Genomic DNA, 20,064 nt, shown 5'->3' on the forward strand with positions numbered 1-20,064 from the left:
TGTTTCAAGGTTAATATATTTATAAAAATTGATGTGAATTCTTAATTATTATTTTTATTATTGATAATAATATAGTATAATAAAATTGTTTAAATCACAGTAAGAAATATGTCGGATATTGTATTAATAATTAGCCCACATAAATATATTATTGAAGGTGGTAAATATGAACAAAACAAAAGCAGTAAGTTCTGTTGCTCTCTTAGGTATGCTTGGCAATGCATTGCTATTACTAGGTAAATTAATTGTAGGTTTTATGACTGGTAGCCAAGCGATGATCGCTGATGGTTTTAACAGTGCTGGTGATGTCTTTACGTCTTTAATGACTTATATAGGAAATAAATTAGCCTCTCAGCCAAGAGACGAAGACCATCCTTTTGGCCACGGGAAAGCAGAGTACATTTTCACTCTTATTATAAGCTTATCCCTATTTATACTTGCTTTTACAATCTTCAGAAGCTCTTTGGACGCTTTTATAAATAGAGAAGCCTTTAGATTTTCTATATGGTTGATAATAGTTTGTTTCTTAACTATTATATCCAAAATTTTTCTTTTTGTGTATTCAAGAAAGATAGGTAGAAAATTTGATAGTCTTCTTGCTATGGCAAATTCAGAAGACCATAGAAATGATGTTTTTTTAACTTCTGGTACACTGTTTAGTATTTTAATGGGTCTTTTTAATATCTATTGGGTAGATGGTGTTGTTGGTATGGCTATATCTCTTTGGATTGCCTATACAGGCTTTCAAATTTTTAGTCAATCTTATTCTGTATTAATGGATACAACTTTAGATCCTAAAATCGAACAAGATATAACGGATATCATAATGAAAATTAAAGGTATTGAACATATCGATTCTATACTATCAAAACCAGTTGGACTAGAATTTATACTTCTTGTAAAAGTATCCGTTAAAGGGTCATTATCTGTATCTGAAGGGCATTCTATAGGCTCTAAAGTAAAAGAAGAACTTTTAAAATATGATCATATTATTGATGTCATCGTCCATGTTAATCCTTGTTAATACAAAAAAATTAGTAGAGAATTTTCTCTACTAATTTTTTTATCTAACTCACCTAATGCCTCTTATAAATCCTAGTCAGTAAGTTTACAAACTACTTTTTGGTGTAACATCCAACAATTTCCCCATAGAACATAACATGATAATTATTGTTGCTATAGAATTTTTCATCTATTGCTGAGTCCACCGCTGATGGTTCCATTGCCTGTTTGTAAACGACTTTACATTCATAATGCAAATCACACTCTTCTATCATAGAAGAAGCCACATTCTTGCCTTTTACAGGTGTTAAATTACATTCTTTGAACTTATCTTTGTCTCTTCCTGATTCTTTACCACATACCCCTAATTCTTTTTTCAACTGACCATTAAGAGGAATGCTAACTGTAAATTCATTGGATTTATTTATTAAGTCATATGTGTATCTTGAGTATCGTACAGCAACAACAAATATAGGTTTACCCCATATAAATCCTGTTGTTCCCCATGCAATTGTCATTGTATTTTCTTTGTCCTCACCTTTTACATTCAAGAAAGCACCTTTACTAAGTTGTTCTAATGCTTCCTTTGATAACTCATTATATGGTATCTCTGTTAACATTTAATCAACCTTTCTTATTTCTACTTATACCAACTTCAAGATATCCTTCACAACATCTTTCATTTCTGTATAATCACACACTCTTTTATGCAATACTTCCGCATGTCGTATATCTTCTATAGCTTGTGGAATAGCGACATTTGATTTTTCATGCATGATATCAATTAGTTCAAAATCAGTCTTTTCATTATATGCTTCATCTAATGAAAGCATTACACTTCTAGTAAATTTGTATGGACTAGCTGTTGATGCTACAACCGTTTTTGTTTCGTCTGATGTTTCTTTCACATATTTATGATATACACTTACACCTACGGCTGTATGAGGATCGATTAAATAATCTGTTGTATCAAATACTTTTTTAATGGTATGAGCTGTTTCCTCTTCTGTAGAGTATTGTCCATAAAAATCTGTAACTTTCTCTTTCATCTTAGGATCAATAGAATATGCTCCAGCTTTTGATAATGATTCCATTAATTCTTTTGTTTTTTCAGAACTTTCGTCTGTTAATAAGTAAATTAATCTTTCTAAATTACTTGATATTAATATATCCATAGATGGTGAGCTGGTTAATACAAATGGTCTATTTTTGTCATATGTCCCTGATTTAAAGAAATCAAATAATACTTTATTATCATTAGAAGCACATATTAATCTATTAATAGGCAATCCCATTTGTTTTGCGTAGTATGCTGCCAATATATTTCCAAAGTTCCCTGTAGGTACTACAGCATTAATCTTATCTTTTATTTTGATATCACCATTCTTTACCAATTGAGCATATGCATAAACATAATAAACAATTTGAGGTACTAATCTACCTATATTAATTGAATTAGCCGATGAGAATTGATATCCTGTATCTCTCATGATTTTTCTTAAGTTAATATCATTTAAAATATCTTTTACACCATTTTGAGCATCATCAAAGTTACCTTGAATCCCAATAACAAAAGTATTGTCTCCTTTTTGTGTAATCATTTGACGCTCTTGTATATCGCTAACCCCTTCTTTTGGGTAAAATACGATGATTTTAGTATCTTTAACATCAGCAAACCCAGCAAGGGCTGCCTTACCTGTATCCCCTGATGTAGCTGTTAATATTACGATTTCATTTTCTATATTATTCTTTTTAGCTGCTGTCGTCATTAAATGAGGTAAAATGGACAATGCCATATCTTTAAAAGCTATTGTTGATCCGTGGAATAATTCTAAATAATAAACATTATCTTTCTTCACTAATGGTGCTATTTCAGATGTATCAAATTTACTATCATAAGCTTTGTTAATACAATCTTTTAATTCCTCTTCTGTAAAGTCCGTAAAGTATAACTTCATTATTTCATATGCCAATTCTTGATATGTCATATTAATCATATCATCTAATGGTATATCAAACGAAGGAATTGTTTCTGGAACAAATAAACCTCCATCTTCTGCTAAACCTTTTAAGATAGCTTTAGATGCTTCTATATCTTTTTCCAATCCTCTTGTGCTTTTGTATAATATATTATTCATTAATCCCATTCCTTTATTATATAAAAATAATTATTAAAATTACTTTAAATTATACCATACTCTTAAATACAACACAATAAATGAAATGCTTCATTTTAACCTTGTAACATGCTTTGCGTTACACTACAAGCACAAGGTTTCAATGAAAGTCTAATCTCCAAATCCTTGCAAGCAAGTTTTCAGATTAGACTTTTCATGTTTAAAAGCACAGATATTCATCTGTGCTTTTGGTGTTTTATCTATAGAATTCGTGAACTCCATGTTGTAAAACTTTTGTAAGATTGTTATCAAACCAACTAACAGCCCTAGGTGATGCTAAGGCACGAGCAACAAAGAATAATGCCCCATCTGAGAAATCTTCTCCGTTTAATGCTCTTTCAACAGCTATTCTTGTATCATCTGTAACAGGTACAGAATAATACCTTCCATCTGCTATTGGAGAGAATTGAACTCCACCATTTCTATCATGAATAACATCATATATAGAACTTGGGAAATTACTACATTCCACACGATTTAATACAACATTAGCTACAAGTATTTTTCCTTTTATATCTTCTCCTGTGGCTTCTGCCTCAACTATCTTTAATAATGCTTCATAATCCTTACTTGATAGTTGAATCAATTTATCTGATATGACTGGTTCTATTTCCTCTTCTACTACTACTTCAACTTCTTGTTTCATTTCTGTGTTCTCTTGTGATAAAAGAACTACATCTCTTGGTCTGACTTCCGCACTTAGTAAAGTACTACCATCATTGACCTGCGAGATGATTTCATCACCTTGCAACTCTGTTAGTACTTTTGCTTCCATCTCTTCTTCTTCTTCATAAATGTATTCTTGTGAATAATTTGCTTCAAAAGCCGTTACTCTGTTTTTTCCGCCTCCATCAAAGGAAGTGGATCCTAATGAGATAACTGTAATCACTAATGAACCTGTTGTAATCACAAAACAATTTTTATAAGCCTTTTTTGAAATAGACTTAAATGCACTGTATACATTCTGAAGAAGCGTTTGTATTTTCAGCATACATACTCTCCTTTTTATTTTGCTTTATAGGGAAAAATTAAACTCCCTACCAAGTACTTATGTACTTAATAAAACTTTGATGTTTAATAAAGCAGTTTTTGAAAACCATAATAATCTGTATTGACAGATTTCTTCAATTCGTTTCCTCAATGATTATAGTCCTTATTGCACCACGGTGTCAACGCATCATTTAGTTTTTTGTTAGTTTTAACGAGTTTAGTTGTAATTTTCAAATTATTTTTTCGTGTATTTTGTTTGTTTTATGGATAAATAAAAACGAATCTTGTAAACATTAACTAGTATTCTTTGTTAATAATTTTACACATTTTCTTCATTTTGTTTATTATTTTATCCAATTATATGCTTTTTATTCATTTAAAATGTATTTAAAGATATACAAGTTATATTTTCTATATAATTATTTGTATCCCTTAAATATTGATGTTATACTTTTATCTGGAGGTGATATAGCGTGTCTTTATTACTTGGTGTATATAAATCTGCTCTAAAAAGTGGCAAACCATCTTATCGTTCATCAATTACTTACAACAACAAACACATTAGTATAGGAAGCTTCTCAACTGAATTAGAGGCCCATACTGCATATTTAGAAGCAAAAGATATTCTTTTACATCATAAATATACATTAAATGACTATTTACCTAGCTTCACTATCTCCTTCCATAAGTGGGTAGTCCTACTTAACTTTAGAGACAATAAATATTATATAAAAAATCCAATTTACCTTTATAAATACTATTTTTCCTACTTTTTAGATGAAAATACCGAATTAATTTTTGATGTTGATGATCTTTTTTACTATTCTAACCACAAAATTTTCAGAAGACAGGGTTATCTTTTTGTAAACGATTATGGTATGCAAGTGAACATACTATCTCGATATGGTATTAAAAATTATGCTGTTGAAAATAGAGATTATCTGTTTAAGGATGGGGATAGGAGTAATTTAAGATATCATAATATAGAAGTGATTAATCCTTACTATGGGGTTTCAAAAGATCTTGTCAAAGGAAAAACTGTATATACAACAAAAATACATATTAATGGTGATTACATTGTTGGAAGGTATCCTTCAATTGAAGAAGCAGCTATTGCTTATAATAAAGCTATTGATTATCTTGTACAGATAAAAAATATAAACAAAAAATTTAATAAAAATTACCTGGAAGACATGAACAAAGATACTTACAGTGAACTCTATAAAAAAGTCTCTATCTCAAATAAGATAAAGACTTTACAGTTGTAGTTGCTATTTATATTCTATTATTTTACTATGTTTCTTTCTTCCCCTTTTAAAAATGCTTCTATGTTAAGCTTTACCTCTCCAACCATTCTATTTCTAGCTTCAGTACTTGCCCAAGCGATATGAGGTGTGATAATTAGCTTCGTACTATCTTGTATGTCTAATAAGGGATTATCACCATTTATTGGTTCATACTCAAGTACATCTAATCCAGCTCCTGCAATTAAATCTTCCTGAAGAGCCTTTGCTAAATCCCCTTCATTTACGATCTTACCTCTTCCAAGATTTAATAATACTGCTGACTTCTTCATTTTACTAAATTCTTTGTATGTGATAAGGTTCTCAGTATCTGCATTTAATGGAGAATGTATGGAGATAATATCTGATTTTTCTAGGAGTTCATCTAATGAACATTGTTGGTATTTATTGTTTGAATTTTTACCTGATGTAGAATAGTAAATTACTTTACAACCAAATAATTCAGCAACTTCTGCCACCCTTTTTCCTATTGCACCAAGCCCAATTATTCCATATGTTTTACCATATATTTCATTGTACTTTCTGTCAAAATGTGTAAACATTTTATCGTTAACATATTTTCTATCTTTTACATATCTATCATAATAGTTTAATTTCTCATAAAGATAAAACAATAAAGCAAATGTATGTTGGGTTACACTTTCTGTAGAATACCCTTTAATATTAGCAACTTTTATGCCTCTACTATTTGTATATTTTAAATCAATTACATTTGTTCCTGTTGATGTTAAACAGATTAATTTAACATTTTCAGCATATTTTAAATTGCTTTCATTTAACTCTACTTTATTGGTTATAATAACGTCTAGGTCTTTAATTCTATCTACTACTTCATCTTTTGACGTGAATCCATACACATCTACATTCCCAAATACGTCTAAAACGCTTAAATCTATATCGTCACCTAGTGTATTCCCATCTAATATTGCCAGTTTCATCTAAACATCCTCCTTTGAATCCATTATTTGTAACTTATTATAAACTATGTATTATTATGTTTCAAGTGACGTTACAATGGAATAAGGAATATAATCCTACCTGTCACTGATTATATTCCTTAACAACTATGCTCTTATTACACTCTGTTGGTTGATGTGTATTCTGTTATAAATTGTGTTGTGGAATCAACTTTTATCACCCGTTGTTCTTTTGCAGCGTTTAATATAGCAAATATTACTTTTTCATCACCAAATTCTACCATTGGTGTCACATTAATTTCTTCATTATTATAAAAGGCATTATAGAAATTTTTAAATTCATTATAGTATCCTCTTTGTGGTGCAAATGTATGGCTTTCATGTCGCCCATCATCGTAATATATACTAATAACGCCAGAATATTTATCTTCTAGATAGATGGTACCTTTTGTACCAATTATTCTAAATCCAATAGGCGGCTTTTGGTCGTCTTTTGTCGTACAACAATATGTGTATTGACCTGTAACACCTGATTTAAACATAAAATTACAACTTAAGACACTATAAGGGGAGTAATCTTTATCTAGTGGTTTACCAAATGCTGATACTGCATCATAGTCACCAAATATATACCTTAATCCTGCTATGTCGTGAACACCACCATCTAAAAAGATGCCACCTTCAAAAGTTGGATGTTGCCTCCATTCTTTTGCCCCAAAAGTATTTTGAATCATATCCTCTTCAAATATAAAAGCATTGTTTTTAATGAAATAGAGCACATCGCCTATTCTTTTTTCTTCTATAAACATCTTGATTAGATTGTGTTCTTCATTGTATCTGTAATTCTCTGCAATTAGAACTTTTAGATTTTTCTCTTTTTGTAAATTGATAAATTCAATGCCTTGTTTAATATTAGGGGCTAATGGCTTTTCACATATTAAATTTTTACCTGCTTCTAATACATCTTTTGATACCAAATAATTATTGTCAATTGGCACTGCCACAATAACTGCGTCTATATCCTCTCGCATTAACATTTTTTTATAATCTGTATAAAGATTGTCGGATGTCATTTGAATTTTATTTGCTGAATTTTGTAAAACTGTTTCATTAGGATCTGCTAGTGCTACTACTTCATACTCTTCTTTCAACTCTTGAATAGCAGGTAAATGCAAACGATTCCATGCCATACCTGTTCCTATGACAGCGAGCCTAATTTTTTTCATTCATATCACCTCAATTTATTATTAGTGATATTATATTTCTTTATACAAAAAACCTTATCCGAAGATAAGGCTTTTAACTTAAAATACTATTTATCTATTGTTTCTATTTTGAGCAGGACCGTTACCTTGTGAACCATTGTTACTTGCACCATTGTTCCTTGCATTAACACTTCCATTATTATTTGATTTATTGTTTGCATTATTGTTTGCATTATTGTTTGCATTACTGTTTGCATCGCTGTTTGCATTGCTGTTTGCATTGCTATTGATTTTATTTGTGGTGTTATTTACTTCTTCAACTTCTCTACTAACTGAAGCATGTCCACTTTCTTTGTTTTCAGATTCAATTTTCTTTGATTCTTCAGCTCTAATAGCTTCATCATCTTGATTATCTTGTCCATTTCCTTCCTTTTTGTCACTTAAATCATCTACCATTCTGTTCTCTTCTACAATATCACTATTTCCTTTTTTGTTAGATGGTTTATTGCTATTTCCTCTTAATTCAGAAGGATGAATACCAAGTTCTTTTGCAATTTGACCAAAACCTTTATTCTCATCTACCATTAAAGATGCAATTTCTTCAACTGTTTTGTCAGTATTATTAGCCATTAACATTATCTGAGCTATCTGTCCATAACCTAAATCTTTTTGTCTTAAATTAATCACTTCTTCTTGATCAAATTCTTTTACCACATTTGCTACTAAGTAAGCTCTATCTTTTATCTCTTTTACCTTTTCAACTAATTCTTCGTTCACAACTTCTTCTAGCTTGTCCTCATCAATATCTGTTACTTCTTTAAATTTATCTAGCAATGCATCTAAATCCAACTCATCATTTTCTAATATTAGTTTTGTGATTATTTCTTCTGCTCTTTCAATTAGCTTAACGTAATCTTCGTATGAAATATTCATTAATTCAGTTAAATCTTTTTGGCTTAATTCAATGCTATGTTCTAATCTTTTTTCAGCAAAAGTTAATAATAAGTCAGCTTTTGCTTCTTCATTATTAAAAGTAAATACCAATTGAACTTCTTCAACAAATCTAGTCAATAAGTAACGCATTTTATCAATGCTAAAATTTATAGTATTATTGTCTTCTTCAACTTTTTCTAAATTTTCTTCTGTGTCTTCTTCATTATCTTCTAAACCTATGTCTGAATCTTCTTCTGAATCTTCTTTTGAACTTTCTTCATTCTCAACTGATTCATCTCCTACTTCTTCCACCACATCTTCTTCAACTAATTCAATATTATCTTTATCCGTTTCTTCTAATTCTTCAACATTAGCTTCTTCTTCATTGCTCACTTCATGATTGATCACTACTGCTCCTGTTTCTTCTACCTCAGTACCATAAATGCTACTTACACTTAATGATGCTGCCATCCCAAGTACAATTACTTTTCTCATTGTATTTTTCATATTAAATCCTCCTAGTCTTTTATGTAAATCTTTTGATGTTTGTCTAATATAGTATTCGAATCATACATTGGCCAAAATGGGGTAATGTAAAAATTATTTACGTTTAATTTTTATGAGGTTCAATATGAATGGTTACAACCAACTCTTCCCCAAGGACTTCTTTCAATTCATTTTCTATATCATGGGCAATGTCGTGAGCGATATGAAGCTTTAAATCTTTATTTAAAGATATATGAAAATCAATAACAATTAATCGGCCAACTTTTCTTGTTCTTAATTTATGATATCCCTTTATGTTCTTATTCTCATTGATTACTTTAATGATTAATTTGATTTTTTCTTCATCGATTCGCCCTTCCATTAATTCGTTAATACTAGGATATAATAATTTTAGTGCAATCTTAAATACAATTAAACTTACTATAATTGCCACAATTGGGTCTAACACTGCAAAAGAAGGTCCTAATAAGACTGCCGCACTAATACCAATGAGGGCTGCTACAGAAGAGAAGGCATCACTTCTATGATGCCAAGCATTTGCTACTAATGCTTGACTTTGTATTCTCTTTCCTACTTTTATGGTCATTCTATACATAACTTCTTTAATAATAATAGAGAGTAAAGCACCGTAAATGGCAATGGATTTAGGTAAATCTATATGCTCTCCTTTAAGATAACTGAATATATTTATAACCCCTGACCTTAATATGATAAACCCCGCATAAAATAAGGTTAGGGTGATAAATAAAGTTGCAAGGGTTTCAAATTTTCCATATCCATAGTGGTATGCTTTATCAGGTGGTCTTTTGGTTATTTTAAAACTTATTAACACAATAACATCTGTTAAGAAGTCAGTAATAGAATGCAATCCATCTGCTAGCATAGCCCCACTTTTTCCTAATATGCCAGCCATTAATTTTATGATTATTAATACGCCATTCCCTAAAAGATTGTACTTGGTAATTCTACTAGCTTGTTCACTTCTATTCATAACAAACCTCCAGTATATGTAGACTCACATCAACCTTGTATAATCTATATATATTCCCTAATAAATTAATTGTGCTTAAATATTGTAAGTTAACATATAATATATAAACTTCCAGGAATTTCATAATTAATTTTAACCTTGAATTACTTAGATTATGGAATTACCAACTTTTTAAGGTGATTCACTTTGAATAGCTTAATTGCAAATATTCTATATAATTTTCTTATTGCATTTGGAATGATCATTGGTGCAAGTCTATTTGCTGGGTTCGGAGCAATTATTAATAATCAACCTCCTTTTAAAACAATGTTAGATGTGGCACAAGGTATTAAAATATGGGCAGTTGCCGCTGCAATAGGAGGCACTTTTACCTCTTTTGAAATAATAGGCAGCAGCCTTTTTAAAGGTGAGATGAGATCTATTGCAAAGCAAGTTGTCTTTATTATAGCTGCTTTACTCGGTGCTAATCTTGGCTTTAGTGTGATTAAACTTTTTGAAAGGTGCGGAAGCTTTTGGTTCAGCTAATTTCAAAGAAATTTAAGTACTTTACTTTTTTTATTGCAGGTCTAGCATTAGGGGTAATTATAGGAGTTTCTGGATTAACAGCCATTATTAGTTCTAGAATTGATTCTTTTTACCATAAGATCATCATTTTAGAAAATGATATTGAAGACAAAAACACACGTTTACAAAGACTTGAAGAAAGCTTAAGTGAAGAAAGAGAAAAACAAAAATTACCATTAAAAGAAATACAAGTTCATTTAAACACCGACGAAGATGAGATTGATAAATTAACACTAACAAAGCATATCAAAGATAAATATACGACTTTTATTGGAAGAGAAATTGATACAATTGATTTGGATATTATTTCACAAATAATTGATAAAAGAATTTTTAGATTAGATGATAAATCATATCAATTAGAAGTGGAAAAAATATTTATGTCAGATGTATTAATCCTTTGGATATTTGTAGAACCCTTAAATGAAAATGATTAAATGATAAAGGAGTGTATGATATCATGACTCAATGTTCTTGGTGTGGTAAAGATGCTGGTGAATTTGTAGGTTTAAAACCTTGTGCTTTTTGTAGGGAAGAAATGACAAAAGGTGTTGCAGTGGTTGTTACTTCAGAAGATGATCCTGCTTTTAAAGACTTTTTCGAAGTAAAAGATACCTTTACACATATGGGGAAATACTTAGAAGAATGGTTTGTTGTTTCTAAAAAGGATTTTAAAAAGGTCATAAAGAAAAATTCAGAAATGAAAAAAGAAGATATAAATACTTTATCCGAAAAAGGCATGTTTTGGTTTCAGAGATCTTCTAAAAATGATTTGTCAGGTTCTTTCCCTGACAAAATGAAACTCTGTAATTTTAAAAATATATGATTATTATTATTTTAAAAGGCTAATCAAATTGATTAGCCTGAATTTTTTATAGCCTATCTTTTTTCTTTTGTAATAAAGCTGATGTGGTACTAACTGCTTGGTTTTTGTTTTCTTCTTTCTTTACTTTCTTCACTTTTTCCTTAGTTTTCAAGCTTTTTTTCTTAGTGATGTTTTTCTCTTTTTCTTCTACTTTAATAGTTTCACTGTTGCCATCATTTATTGTCTCATCTTTAATTGACTCTTGGTTTAACTTTTTCTTACTTCCAAAGTATTTTCTAATGTCTATATTAAGTCTTCTATTTCCAATATCATAAACAAATAGTAGTAATGCTAATACCAATAAAAAGTTGGTTATATCTATCATGGCTTTTACTGCCTGAACATTCCCTTCAAATATCTCCTGTGGATTCTCAATAAACCTTCCATTGGTTTCATTTACTAACATCTCTAACACTTGTTTGTTTTCAAAAAACTTATATTCTAAAGGGTATTGCATCACAGCAGCTGTATTCACATAACCAATTACATTATCATTTAAAGTTTCTCTTATATTCATTGAATAATACCCAATATCATCTAAATTAATCATACCTTCATATTCTCCAGGTTTAATATTGGATAATTGAATTTCTTTTTGTTGCCCCTCTTCAGATGTGCTAACGGCTGATACTCTTATATTAGGATCTATATGCTCTGAAACATAAGAAATCTTTGCCTTATTACCTTCTATAGACACTGTTGCATTGCTAGATGAACTTTCATAATTTTCTAATGTCCAATTGATAATATTTTGCCATAAGGTTATATTGTTTTCCCAAGGGGTATACTGGGCACTCCATGCACCTGAGATATCAGAATTCCATGCCACTGTTCTTCCTAATCCATATTGCCATACCGCAAGGATAGGGTCTTCTTCATCTGAGTCCAATATAACCGTTGCATTCTCCTTAGGGGATGATGCAATATATCCAAGTAAAGATGGTAGCCCTCTATTCGTAACTACTCTATTTAATATTGGATGGTTATATCGTATTCTTGGGAAAAAGGCTCTATTATGCAAATATTGTCTTGAAGACAAATACACTTCTTGAGCAAATATTCTAGGAATATCCGTATTCAAATCTGTATGATAATATCTTCCATTGCCCATATTAGAAAGTCGGTTTAATAAAAATGTATCTGCACCAAAACCAATGGACACAGTAGATAATGTAATATTGTTATTGTTCATTTCCTCTAACAAATCATCATATGCGACAAAGCCATCTTGACCATCTGTTAATAAAATAATGTGTTTGATTTGGGCATTTGTTTTATTAATCTGTTCATACCCTTCTTTTAATGCAGGAAAAATACTGGTTCCACCTTGAATATCTATACTATTAATTTTTCTATTTATTGCATCTTTATTATTTGCTTGTTGTATGTCAACAATCCATTGATAGGTATGGTCAAAGGCCAATATACCAATAGAGTCTGTATCCCTTATTGTGTTTAAAGCTTCTATTGCCGCTTCTTTGGCCATGTCAAGATTATTAATAAACCCATTACCATCACTCATACTTCCAGATTGGTCTATTATCATAACAATTGCCATTTCTGGAATTTCTTTTTTACCTTTTAAATCCATATACACAGGCAATACTTCTTCTAAAGGCGTATCTTTATAGTCTCCTAAAGCGAATGCATTTTCTCCACCTGTAACAATTAACCCTCCTGCATAATCGTTTACGTAAGGTTTTATATTGGATAAAAAAGAGTCACTTAGATCATTGGCGTTAACATTAGCAAGTATGATACTCTTATATTCTGTTAATTCATTTAATGTTCTAGGTACTGCAAAAGGACTTCTTTTTACATACTCTATATTAGAGGCCTTTAGAATCTCCTCTAACACTTCACCTTCCCCAGGCTCCCCTTCCACTAATAATAGCTTTGGTTGGGTTTGAACATTGGTATATGTTGTATACTCATTATTTCTTAACTCAGTATCTATTAGTGGTTCTATAACTGCTTTATAAGTTTGAATACCTGTTTCTAACTGTGTGTCTTGAAAGACAAATCTATTGTCTCCCTTTTGTATGTCTACTGTACTTACGCCTTTTTTGGTCCTTCCAGAATATAATGTTATTTGTCCTTGGGTTTCTACGTTGCTTTTTACTTCAACAACGATATTAAAAGTTTCTCCATAATGAATCCTATCAGGCACTCTTAAATCATCAATATAAACCTCTTGTTGTTCTTGATGATCTATTTTTAGGACATTTATCTCCACATTCTGTTCCATTAGGGATGGAATAATTCTTCTTGTATCTCCTTCATTTTCTTCCCCATCAGATATAAGAATAATTCTTTTTGCTCTATCTTCAGGGAAGAGTGCCAATGCAGAAGTTAAGGCATTTTGTATATTTGTACTTCTTTGAATAGGTGTTGTTGTGATTTGATTATAGGCTCTACTTTCGTTAATAAACCGATCTACTAAAACATTTTCGCCAAATACTAAAACACCTGCTGTTTCTCCAATTGGTATTGTGTTGATTGCTTCGCTAATAAATCTATCTGCTTCACCTCTATAATTACTGGCACTACTTGATAAGTCAACAATAAAAAGATTTGTAGTCCCTTTTGTATCCCACCGAAAATTAATACCACATAAAGCCAGGACAATTAAAAATATTAAAACACTTCTTATTATAAGCACATTTCTCTTTTTATCCTTCTTTTGAAACAGCCACCTAGAAGATAAAATGACTCCTATGATTATTAAAGGTATTAATACTAACAAATATGGCCTACCAATACTTACTTGCATCATTTCCCCTACTTCCTACTCTCAACAATATAAACAACCCACTCTATTAAAACAAAAATAAGTAAGGCAATTATTAGATATTTTCTTAAATCTAGTATACCAAGGGTAATTTCATTATTTCTTGAAAAATTATCTTGTATTACTATTGATTCTACTCTAGACTCTTTATAACTTGGAAAATTTACAACAAAATACTCTTCCACCTTTTCATCTTCTACCCATTGTGCGGCTGTGTATACCCCTACCTTTTGAGCATTGGTATATGGCTTCATTGGAAAACTTAAAGGTACTATTTCCTTATTACCACTTGGGGTTTCAATCTCTATTTGACTACCATGGGTATTCGGATTTAATCCGACTTCATCTCCAGCAGTAAATTTATAGTATGTTAGTATGCCATCTTCTACTAGATAGTCTAGAATATTATGAATTAATATTGGAAACTCTGGTTTTAAAACCAAATCCGTGTCATGTAAATCAAAGGGTAGAATGACAACTTTTTGCCCATTTACTTCTCCGTAACTGCCAGCATTTGCATTGTTTAATGTTAAAAAAGTATTCATCCAATTCTTATTATCAATAGCTTTTATTTCTCTTACGCTAAAGGTCATTCTATCTATAAATTTTGTTACACTAGAATCACTTGCTGTAACCAAACCGCCATTTCTTATACCATTGATACTTACAAAAGGATTCCCTTGTGGGTTTATTAAAAGCACATTTCCTCCTTTTGGTACACTACCTAACTCTAACCCATCAATAATATATAAGTCATACTCATTTCTTCCAATGGTGTTAATATCATTGGTCTTATAAATATTTATATTAGGTAAAGTAAACAATGCTTTTTCAATAAATATATTTCTATTGGTGGCCAATAAAACATTGGTTTCGTATTCACTTGTTATAATGTCGTAGGCTATATTATCATAAACCAAATCATCCGAATCATTCAGTTCTGCTTTTATAATATTACCTGTAAAATTCACATTATTAAAATGTACTAGTTTATGCTCTTCTGGCTCTAATTGGATTTTTTGAATGTCTAATAGCTTACCATCTCCATATAGATTAACATCTGTTGAAAGGGTCTCCTTAGACCAATTGGTTACTTGTGCCATTATGTAAAGATTATTTTCTCGATAACGATGGCTCACATAATCTACAGATAAATTAATGACTTCATTATTAAAGGATATGACTCTACCATCATTTAGCCTTAGGTCTTGATCTGTAAAAAATAAAATGTCATACCCTTCCCACTGGCTAGTGAGTGAGTTAATAACAGAAAAACTATCTTCTATTCTAGAAGGCAAATGAGTTACTTCTATATTATCTAATACTCTAACAATCCTATCTTTATCTTTTGTATTGCTAATTTCAATTTTTGCCATATTAGACACTGAAATAATAGAAACTGAAGTATTCTCCTTTAAAGCATTCACTAGATTCTTAGCACTCTCTATGGCTTCTAGAAACCTAGTGCTATCATTATATGATGTATTCATACTCCCACTGGTGTCAATAACCATAAGAATATTTTCAGCATCTGTATGCCTTGAGTGAAAATAAGGGTTCATTAATATAAAAATGATTAATAAAATAATTAAAAGCTGTATCAATAAAAGAAGGCTCTTTTTAAGCTTTTCCCATGGTGTATTGACTTCCATATTCTTATATACTTCTTCCCATAAAAAAGTACTGGAATAAACATAATCCTCTGCTTTTTGTTTAAGCAAATACATTATGATTACAATGGGTATAAGGGCTAAAAAAGTTAAGGGCCAAAATTGAAGAAAATTCATAAGACCTACCTCTACATTCCTTTATATTCTATGGTCTTTACAGGTTTATACTTTATTTATTAAACCTTTTGAAGAAAAAGATTGTAGCACTATTTTTTCAAGAGGTTCATCGGATATAATCTGTACATAATTACCATTATACTTTTTGGTTTTTAATTCAATATCCTTACAAAAGTTATTGAATGTTTTTTCATATAATTTCAAAACATTAGGTGTCATAGATATTTTAATTGACTGTTCCGTTTCTGAATCTATTAGATTCACCATTTTATCAAAAGATGGTGCCATTTCTTCTCTAGCTAAGAGATGAATAACAATAACTTCTTGTTTTTTAAAAGCCAAGTATTTAATGGCATCTTCAATAGATTCCTTACAAAAGAAATCAGAAATAATAATAGAAACGCCTCTATTTCTAATGTCTTTTTTTCTTACAGCTGTACTAATTTCTGTTTTATTTTCAAATTGAATATGATTCAAGTCTTTTAATAGGTTTTGAAAAGACCCTTTTCCAGAACCGGTTTTAATGGTTTTGATGTCATTGTCTTTTAAAGCATGGATTTGCAACCTATCCATGTTGTTAAGGACTATATAGGATATAGCAGCTGTTAACTGTAGGGCAACTTTTGATTTTTTAGCCTCACCAAAATCCATAGAACGGCTACAATCTAAAAAAATATTAAAAACAGCTTCTCTTTCTTCCATAAACAATTTAATAAAAAGCTTTTCAAATCGACCATAAGCATTCCAATCAATACGTCTAAAGTCATCCCCTTGTATGTACTCCCGATAATCAGAAAATTCTACAGAGGTGCCCTTTGCTAAAGACTTTCTTCCCCCATTAGCACCTTGAGAAAGACTCATTTTTATTAAAAAATTCAACCGATTTAATTTCTTAAAAAATGGTTCATCAAATATATTTTCATTCATACATTACACAGCCTTTACCACTTCAAGGATTTCTGTTATCAAATCATCTGGGGTTAAATTATCCGATACCCCTTCAAAATTAAGAATAAGTCTATGTCTTAAAGCTGGATAAGCAACGAATTTAATGTCCTCAAAAGAAACATTTAATCTACCTTCCATTAACGCTCTAACTTTAGCACCTGTTATGATAGACTGGGCTCCCCTTGGACTGGCCCCTACTGCAATATATTTCTTTGTTTTTTCTGGAGAATCCTCTCTATCTGGATGGGTTGCCAAAAGAACTTTTAAAGCATACTCTGTCACTGCATCAGCAATTGGCACTTCCTTAATAATCTTTCTCATGGATAAAATCTTTTCACCATCAATAATTGAACTTAATGCCACTTGTTTATTGGTTACAGTAATCTCCATAATCTCTTTAAGTTCCTCTAATGATGGATACTCAACATTAAGCTTAAACATAAAGCGATCTAGTTGTGCCTCTGGAAGAGGATATGTCCCTTCATTCTCTATAGGATTCTGAGTGGCTAACACCATAAATGGACTTGGCAATTCGTAAGTACTCTTACTCACAGTAACCGTTTTCTCTTGCATGGCCTCAAGAAGCGCTGACTGAGTCTTTGGCGTTGCCCTATTAATCTCATCTGCTAAAACTAAATTGGCAAAAATAGGTCCTTTATCAAACTCAAAAACATTCTTATCATTCTCTTTAACAATTAAATTGGTTCCCGTCACATCCGCAGGCATTAAATCAGGTGTAAACTGAATACGCGAAAAACTAAGATCAAGAACCTTAGAAATGGTCTTAACAAGCTGAGTCTTCCCAAGCCCAGGAACCCCCTCTAACAAAATATTGCCACCTGATAAAATCCCAATCAAAACCTGTCTAACAATATCCTTCTGCCCAATAATACCTTTCCCAATCTCTTGTTCACACATAAGCACATTATCAATCAAATCCTGTATATCTTTCTCATTAATCTCCAAATCACTCACTCCTAAAAAAATATTTACTATCTATCATAATATTATTACCACCAAAGCAACTTCACCACGAAGTAGGTGAAATCCCATACAAAGTTTTTCTACTTCCACGACAGAGTATGAGAGTGTACTTGTATGGCTGTTCTCTTTTAAATATTTTCCTGAAATACTTAGTAAGTGGAAATAAATATTCCGTTAAAAGCCTTAAGTGTTTGACCGAAGGGAGTTCTTAAGGCTTAGGAATAATTATTGAAACGCACTTAGAATTTCAAAAAATATTTAAGCAGAACTGCCATACAAGTACACTCTCATACGACTCTTCATACAACTCTTCATACAACTCTTTCAAAAGAGCCACAACAATTTAATTCAACGATTCAAAATACCCCCGAATAACATCCTTCATAACATCAGGAATACTATAATCATACATAACATCCATAGCCCTCTCAGTATATTCACCTATAACACGATCATAACTAACGGATTCACCTCTTAAAGTCAACCCACTATTATCTATCTGAACCTGACTATTCCCTTCAGAATCTTGAACACCCGTTAAATTATCATCATCACCAACAGTTCCCGTAACAAAAACATTATCACTTACTTCATTCAACGGATCTTGTCTTTGAAACCCTTGATCACTGCCATGATTCCATCCAGTACCTCCACCATTTCCTTGGCCCCCTGATCCAGAACCTTGGCCACTCCCTTGTCCATTGCCATCTCCATTACCGTCTCCGCCACCGTCACCATCTCCATCGCCATTCCCCGAATTATTCCCTTGCTGATTATCAGAAGAAGGCAGACCAGGAATGCCTAGAGAAATTGATGGAGCACCTAATTCACTTAGCTCTTTGCTTAACTCCTCTTGTAACTCTTCAGACAACTCTCCTGCTTCGATGGCCTCTGCAAGCATTTCTAGTAACGCTTTTAATAGTTCACTGTCAAGTTCACTAAGCAAACTCCTTAAATCTTCTGCCATATCCTCTCTTAACCCCATATCTAACTGGGATAAATTCTCTGCCAACAAAGACAATAACTCTTGCAATTCGGTTAAATCAAATGTATTTAAAATCTCAGCAATATCATTAAGTAGTTCATTTTCTTTCATTGCCTCTTGTAAATTTTCTTTTTCTGCTTGAGCCATATCCTCTTTGACTCTTTCACTATCAGGAAAAAGCTGCTTTCTCATATCCAATAAAAAGTCCTTAGCCTCATCCTTTTTATCTTCTGATTCCTTCTCTAATTTTTTTTCCAGTCGCTCTAATGCTTTATCTATATCTTGATCATTAACAGCTTTATCAATTTCTTCCAAAGCTTCTTCCAAAGCTTCTTCTAGCGCCTCAAACTCTTCTTTACTATACAATTCCTTATGCTCTATTAATTCTTCAAGAACAGCTTCAATCTTCTCTTTAACCTCTTCTTTTAACTGTTTTAACTCATAATTTTCCCTAGCAATGGCATTTTTCTCATTAGGAATAAAACCGCTGGTAACAAAAATAATCACTAACAAAAACAAAGCAATCAATCGTTTATACCCTACCCTTACAGGCAACTTCTTTCTTAACTCATAACCCTGAATAGACTTTAAAGTATCCTGCTTCTGCATAACACTTAACTGATCTTTTTTTTCTAACAACTCCATTGAAGTCAATAACCGTTCATCAAGCCCTGTAGAATCCGCAACAAGCGCCGCTTTCTTTAAAGAAGGCATTCTAAAAAAAGAAAACCCAATAGAAATAACCAAGCCACTCATCACACAATAAATAGAAATCATAAAAGCCCTATAGATAGGAATAAAAAATGAGGCTACCATTAAAGCAATACCAAAACACAAAGCAATCAAAGACCCTTTCACAAGGGTATTCACAAAGATATTCAAACCAATTAATCGCTGTGCTTTCTTTATAAACTTAATAATCTTAATCTCCATAATAATAACCTCCTAACCAAAATCTATTGTAATATCTATTATTTTTCTACTATAAGTGAATGAAGCAATGTTTTAAAAGAACGAGCCCAGTATGAGGTCTATCTGTGATAATAAAGTGACTTTTAAATATTTCTACAGTAAATCTTAGTAAGTGAAGATAAAAATTCCGTCAAAAGCCTTA

At 31.3% G+C, this 20,064-nt stretch carries 17 protein-coding genes; 5 read left to right on the plus strand and 12 right to left on the minus strand.

What is annotated here, in order from left to right; translation table 11 throughout:
- Positions 1 to 166: 166 nt before the first annotated feature.
- Complete coding sequence (locus EDC18_RS06055; RefSeq protein WP_132251323.1) at positions 167 to 1,024, plus strand: cation diffusion facilitator family transporter; 858 nt, start codon at positions 167 to 169, stop codon at positions 1,022 to 1,024.
- Between the two features lie 91 nt (positions 1,025 to 1,115).
- Here the strand turns inward: EDC18_RS06055 and EDC18_RS06060 are convergent, their stop codons facing one another.
- The 3 genes from EDC18_RS06060 to EDC18_RS06070 all read right to left on the minus strand — a co-directional run bounded on the left by EDC18_RS06060 (position 1,116) and on the right by EDC18_RS06070 (position 4,170).
- Complete coding sequence (locus tag EDC18_RS06060) at positions 1,116 to 1,622, minus strand: flavin reductase family protein (RefSeq protein WP_132251325.1); 507 nt, start codon at positions 1,620 to 1,622, stop codon at positions 1,116 to 1,118.
- Between the two features lie 24 nt (positions 1,623 to 1,646).
- The gene (gene thrC, locus EDC18_RS06065; protein WP_132251327.1) at positions 1,647 to 3,140 is read right to left on the minus strand and encodes a threonine synthase; all 1,494 of its coding nucleotides are present in this window, start codon (positions 3,138 to 3,140) and stop codon (positions 1,647 to 1,649) included.
- Positions 3,141 to 3,375: 235 nt separating this feature from the next.
- Positions 3,376 to 4,170: a cell wall hydrolase gene (locus tag EDC18_RS06070; protein WP_132251329.1), complete on the minus strand. Its 795-nt coding sequence runs from the start codon at positions 4,168 to 4,170 to the stop codon at positions 3,376 to 3,378.
- A gap of 472 nt (positions 4,171 to 4,642) precedes the next feature.
- Between EDC18_RS06070 and EDC18_RS06075 the strand changes: the two genes are divergently transcribed.
- Positions 4,643 to 5,437, plus strand: coding sequence for a hypothetical protein (locus EDC18_RS06075; protein WP_132251331.1), 795 nt, complete (start codon positions 4,643 to 4,645; stop codon positions 5,435 to 5,437).
- 17 nt (positions 5,438 to 5,454) lie between these two features.
- On the opposite strand, the gene EDC18_RS06080 is transcribed toward EDC18_RS06075, so the two are convergent.
- The 4 genes from EDC18_RS06080 to EDC18_RS06095 form a co-directional block, all read right to left on the minus strand.
- On the minus strand, positions 5,455 to 6,411 hold the full coding sequence (locus tag EDC18_RS06080; RefSeq protein WP_132251333.1) for a D-2-hydroxyacid dehydrogenase: 957 nt from the start codon (positions 6,409 to 6,411) through the stop codon (positions 5,455 to 5,457).
- A gap of 137 nt (positions 6,412 to 6,548) precedes the next feature.
- Positions 6,549 to 7,616 carry a Gfo/Idh/MocA family protein gene (locus tag EDC18_RS06085; RefSeq protein ID WP_132251335.1) on the minus strand — a complete coding sequence of 356 codons (1,068 nt, stop codon included), beginning with the start codon at positions 7,614 to 7,616 and terminating at the stop codon, positions 6,549 to 6,551.
- 90 nt (positions 7,617 to 7,706) lie between these two features.
- Complete coding sequence (locus tag EDC18_RS06090) at positions 7,707 to 9,035, minus strand: DUF5667 domain-containing protein (RefSeq protein WP_132251337.1); 1,329 nt, start codon at positions 9,033 to 9,035, stop codon at positions 7,707 to 7,709.
- Positions 9,036 to 9,138: 103 nt separating this feature from the next.
- A complete protein-coding gene (locus EDC18_RS06095; protein WP_132251338.1) occupies positions 9,139 to 10,026 on the minus strand; it encodes a cation diffusion facilitator family transporter in 888 nt (295 codons plus the stop codon).
- 186 nt (positions 10,027 to 10,212) lie between these two features.
- Here EDC18_RS06095 and EDC18_RS06100 point away from each other — a divergent pair, with 186 nt between their 5' ends.
- The 3 genes from EDC18_RS06100 to EDC18_RS06110 are packed head-to-tail and all read left to right on the plus strand — an operon-like array spanning position 10,213 to position 11,416.
- Positions 10,213 to 10,551, plus strand: coding sequence for a YtrH family sporulation protein (locus EDC18_RS06100; protein WP_132251340.1), 339 nt, complete (start codon positions 10,213 to 10,215; stop codon positions 10,549 to 10,551).
- On the plus strand, positions 10,539 to 11,027 hold the full coding sequence (locus tag EDC18_RS06105) for a sporulation membrane protein YtrI (RefSeq protein WP_132251342.1): 489 nt from the start codon (positions 10,539 to 10,541) through the stop codon (positions 11,025 to 11,027). The genes EDC18_RS06100 and EDC18_RS06105 overlap by 13 nt, the downstream gene beginning before the upstream one ends.
- A 23-nt stretch (positions 11,028 to 11,050) precedes the next feature.
- Positions 11,051 to 11,416 (plus strand): hypothetical protein, encoded by a 366-nt coding sequence (locus EDC18_RS06110; RefSeq protein ID WP_132251344.1) that lies wholly within the window; start codon positions 11,051 to 11,053, stop codon positions 11,414 to 11,416.
- A 46-nt stretch (positions 11,417 to 11,462) separates the two neighbouring features.
- Here EDC18_RS06110 and EDC18_RS06115 read toward each other — a convergent pair whose 3' ends face one another.
- From EDC18_RS06115 to EDC18_RS06135, 5 genes are all read right to left on the minus strand, one after another.
- The gene (locus EDC18_RS06115) at positions 11,463 to 14,231 is read right to left on the minus strand and encodes a VWA domain-containing protein (protein WP_132251346.1); all 2,769 of its coding nucleotides are present in this window, start codon (positions 14,229 to 14,231) and stop codon (positions 11,463 to 11,465) included.
- Between the two features lie 5 nt (positions 14,232 to 14,236).
- Positions 14,237 to 16,033 carry a vWA domain-containing protein gene (locus tag EDC18_RS06120; protein WP_132251348.1) on the minus strand — a complete coding sequence of 599 codons (1,797 nt, stop codon included), beginning with the start codon at positions 16,031 to 16,033 and terminating at the stop codon, positions 14,237 to 14,239.
- 45 nt (positions 16,034 to 16,078) lie between these two features.
- Positions 16,079 to 16,960, minus strand: coding sequence for a DUF58 domain-containing protein (locus tag EDC18_RS06125; protein ID WP_132251350.1), 882 nt, complete (start codon positions 16,958 to 16,960; stop codon positions 16,079 to 16,081).
- Positions 16,961 to 16,963: 3 nt separating this feature from the next.
- Entirely contained in the window at positions 16,964 to 17,947 is a 984-nt protein-coding gene (locus EDC18_RS06130) for an AAA family ATPase (protein ID WP_132251352.1), read from the minus strand.
- A gap of 361 nt (positions 17,948 to 18,308) precedes the next feature.
- Positions 18,309 to 19,883 carry a DUF8809 domain-containing protein gene (locus EDC18_RS06135; protein WP_132251354.1) on the minus strand — a complete coding sequence of 525 codons (1,575 nt, stop codon included), beginning with the start codon at positions 19,881 to 19,883 and terminating at the stop codon, positions 18,309 to 18,311.
- Between the last annotated feature and the right edge of the window lie 181 nt (positions 19,884 to 20,064).

The sequence above is a fragment of the Natranaerovirga pectinivora genome, from assembly GCF_004342165.1.
In the GTDB taxonomy this organism is placed as follows: Bacteria; Bacillota; Clostridia; order Lachnospirales; family DSM-24629; genus Natranaerovirga; species Natranaerovirga pectinivora.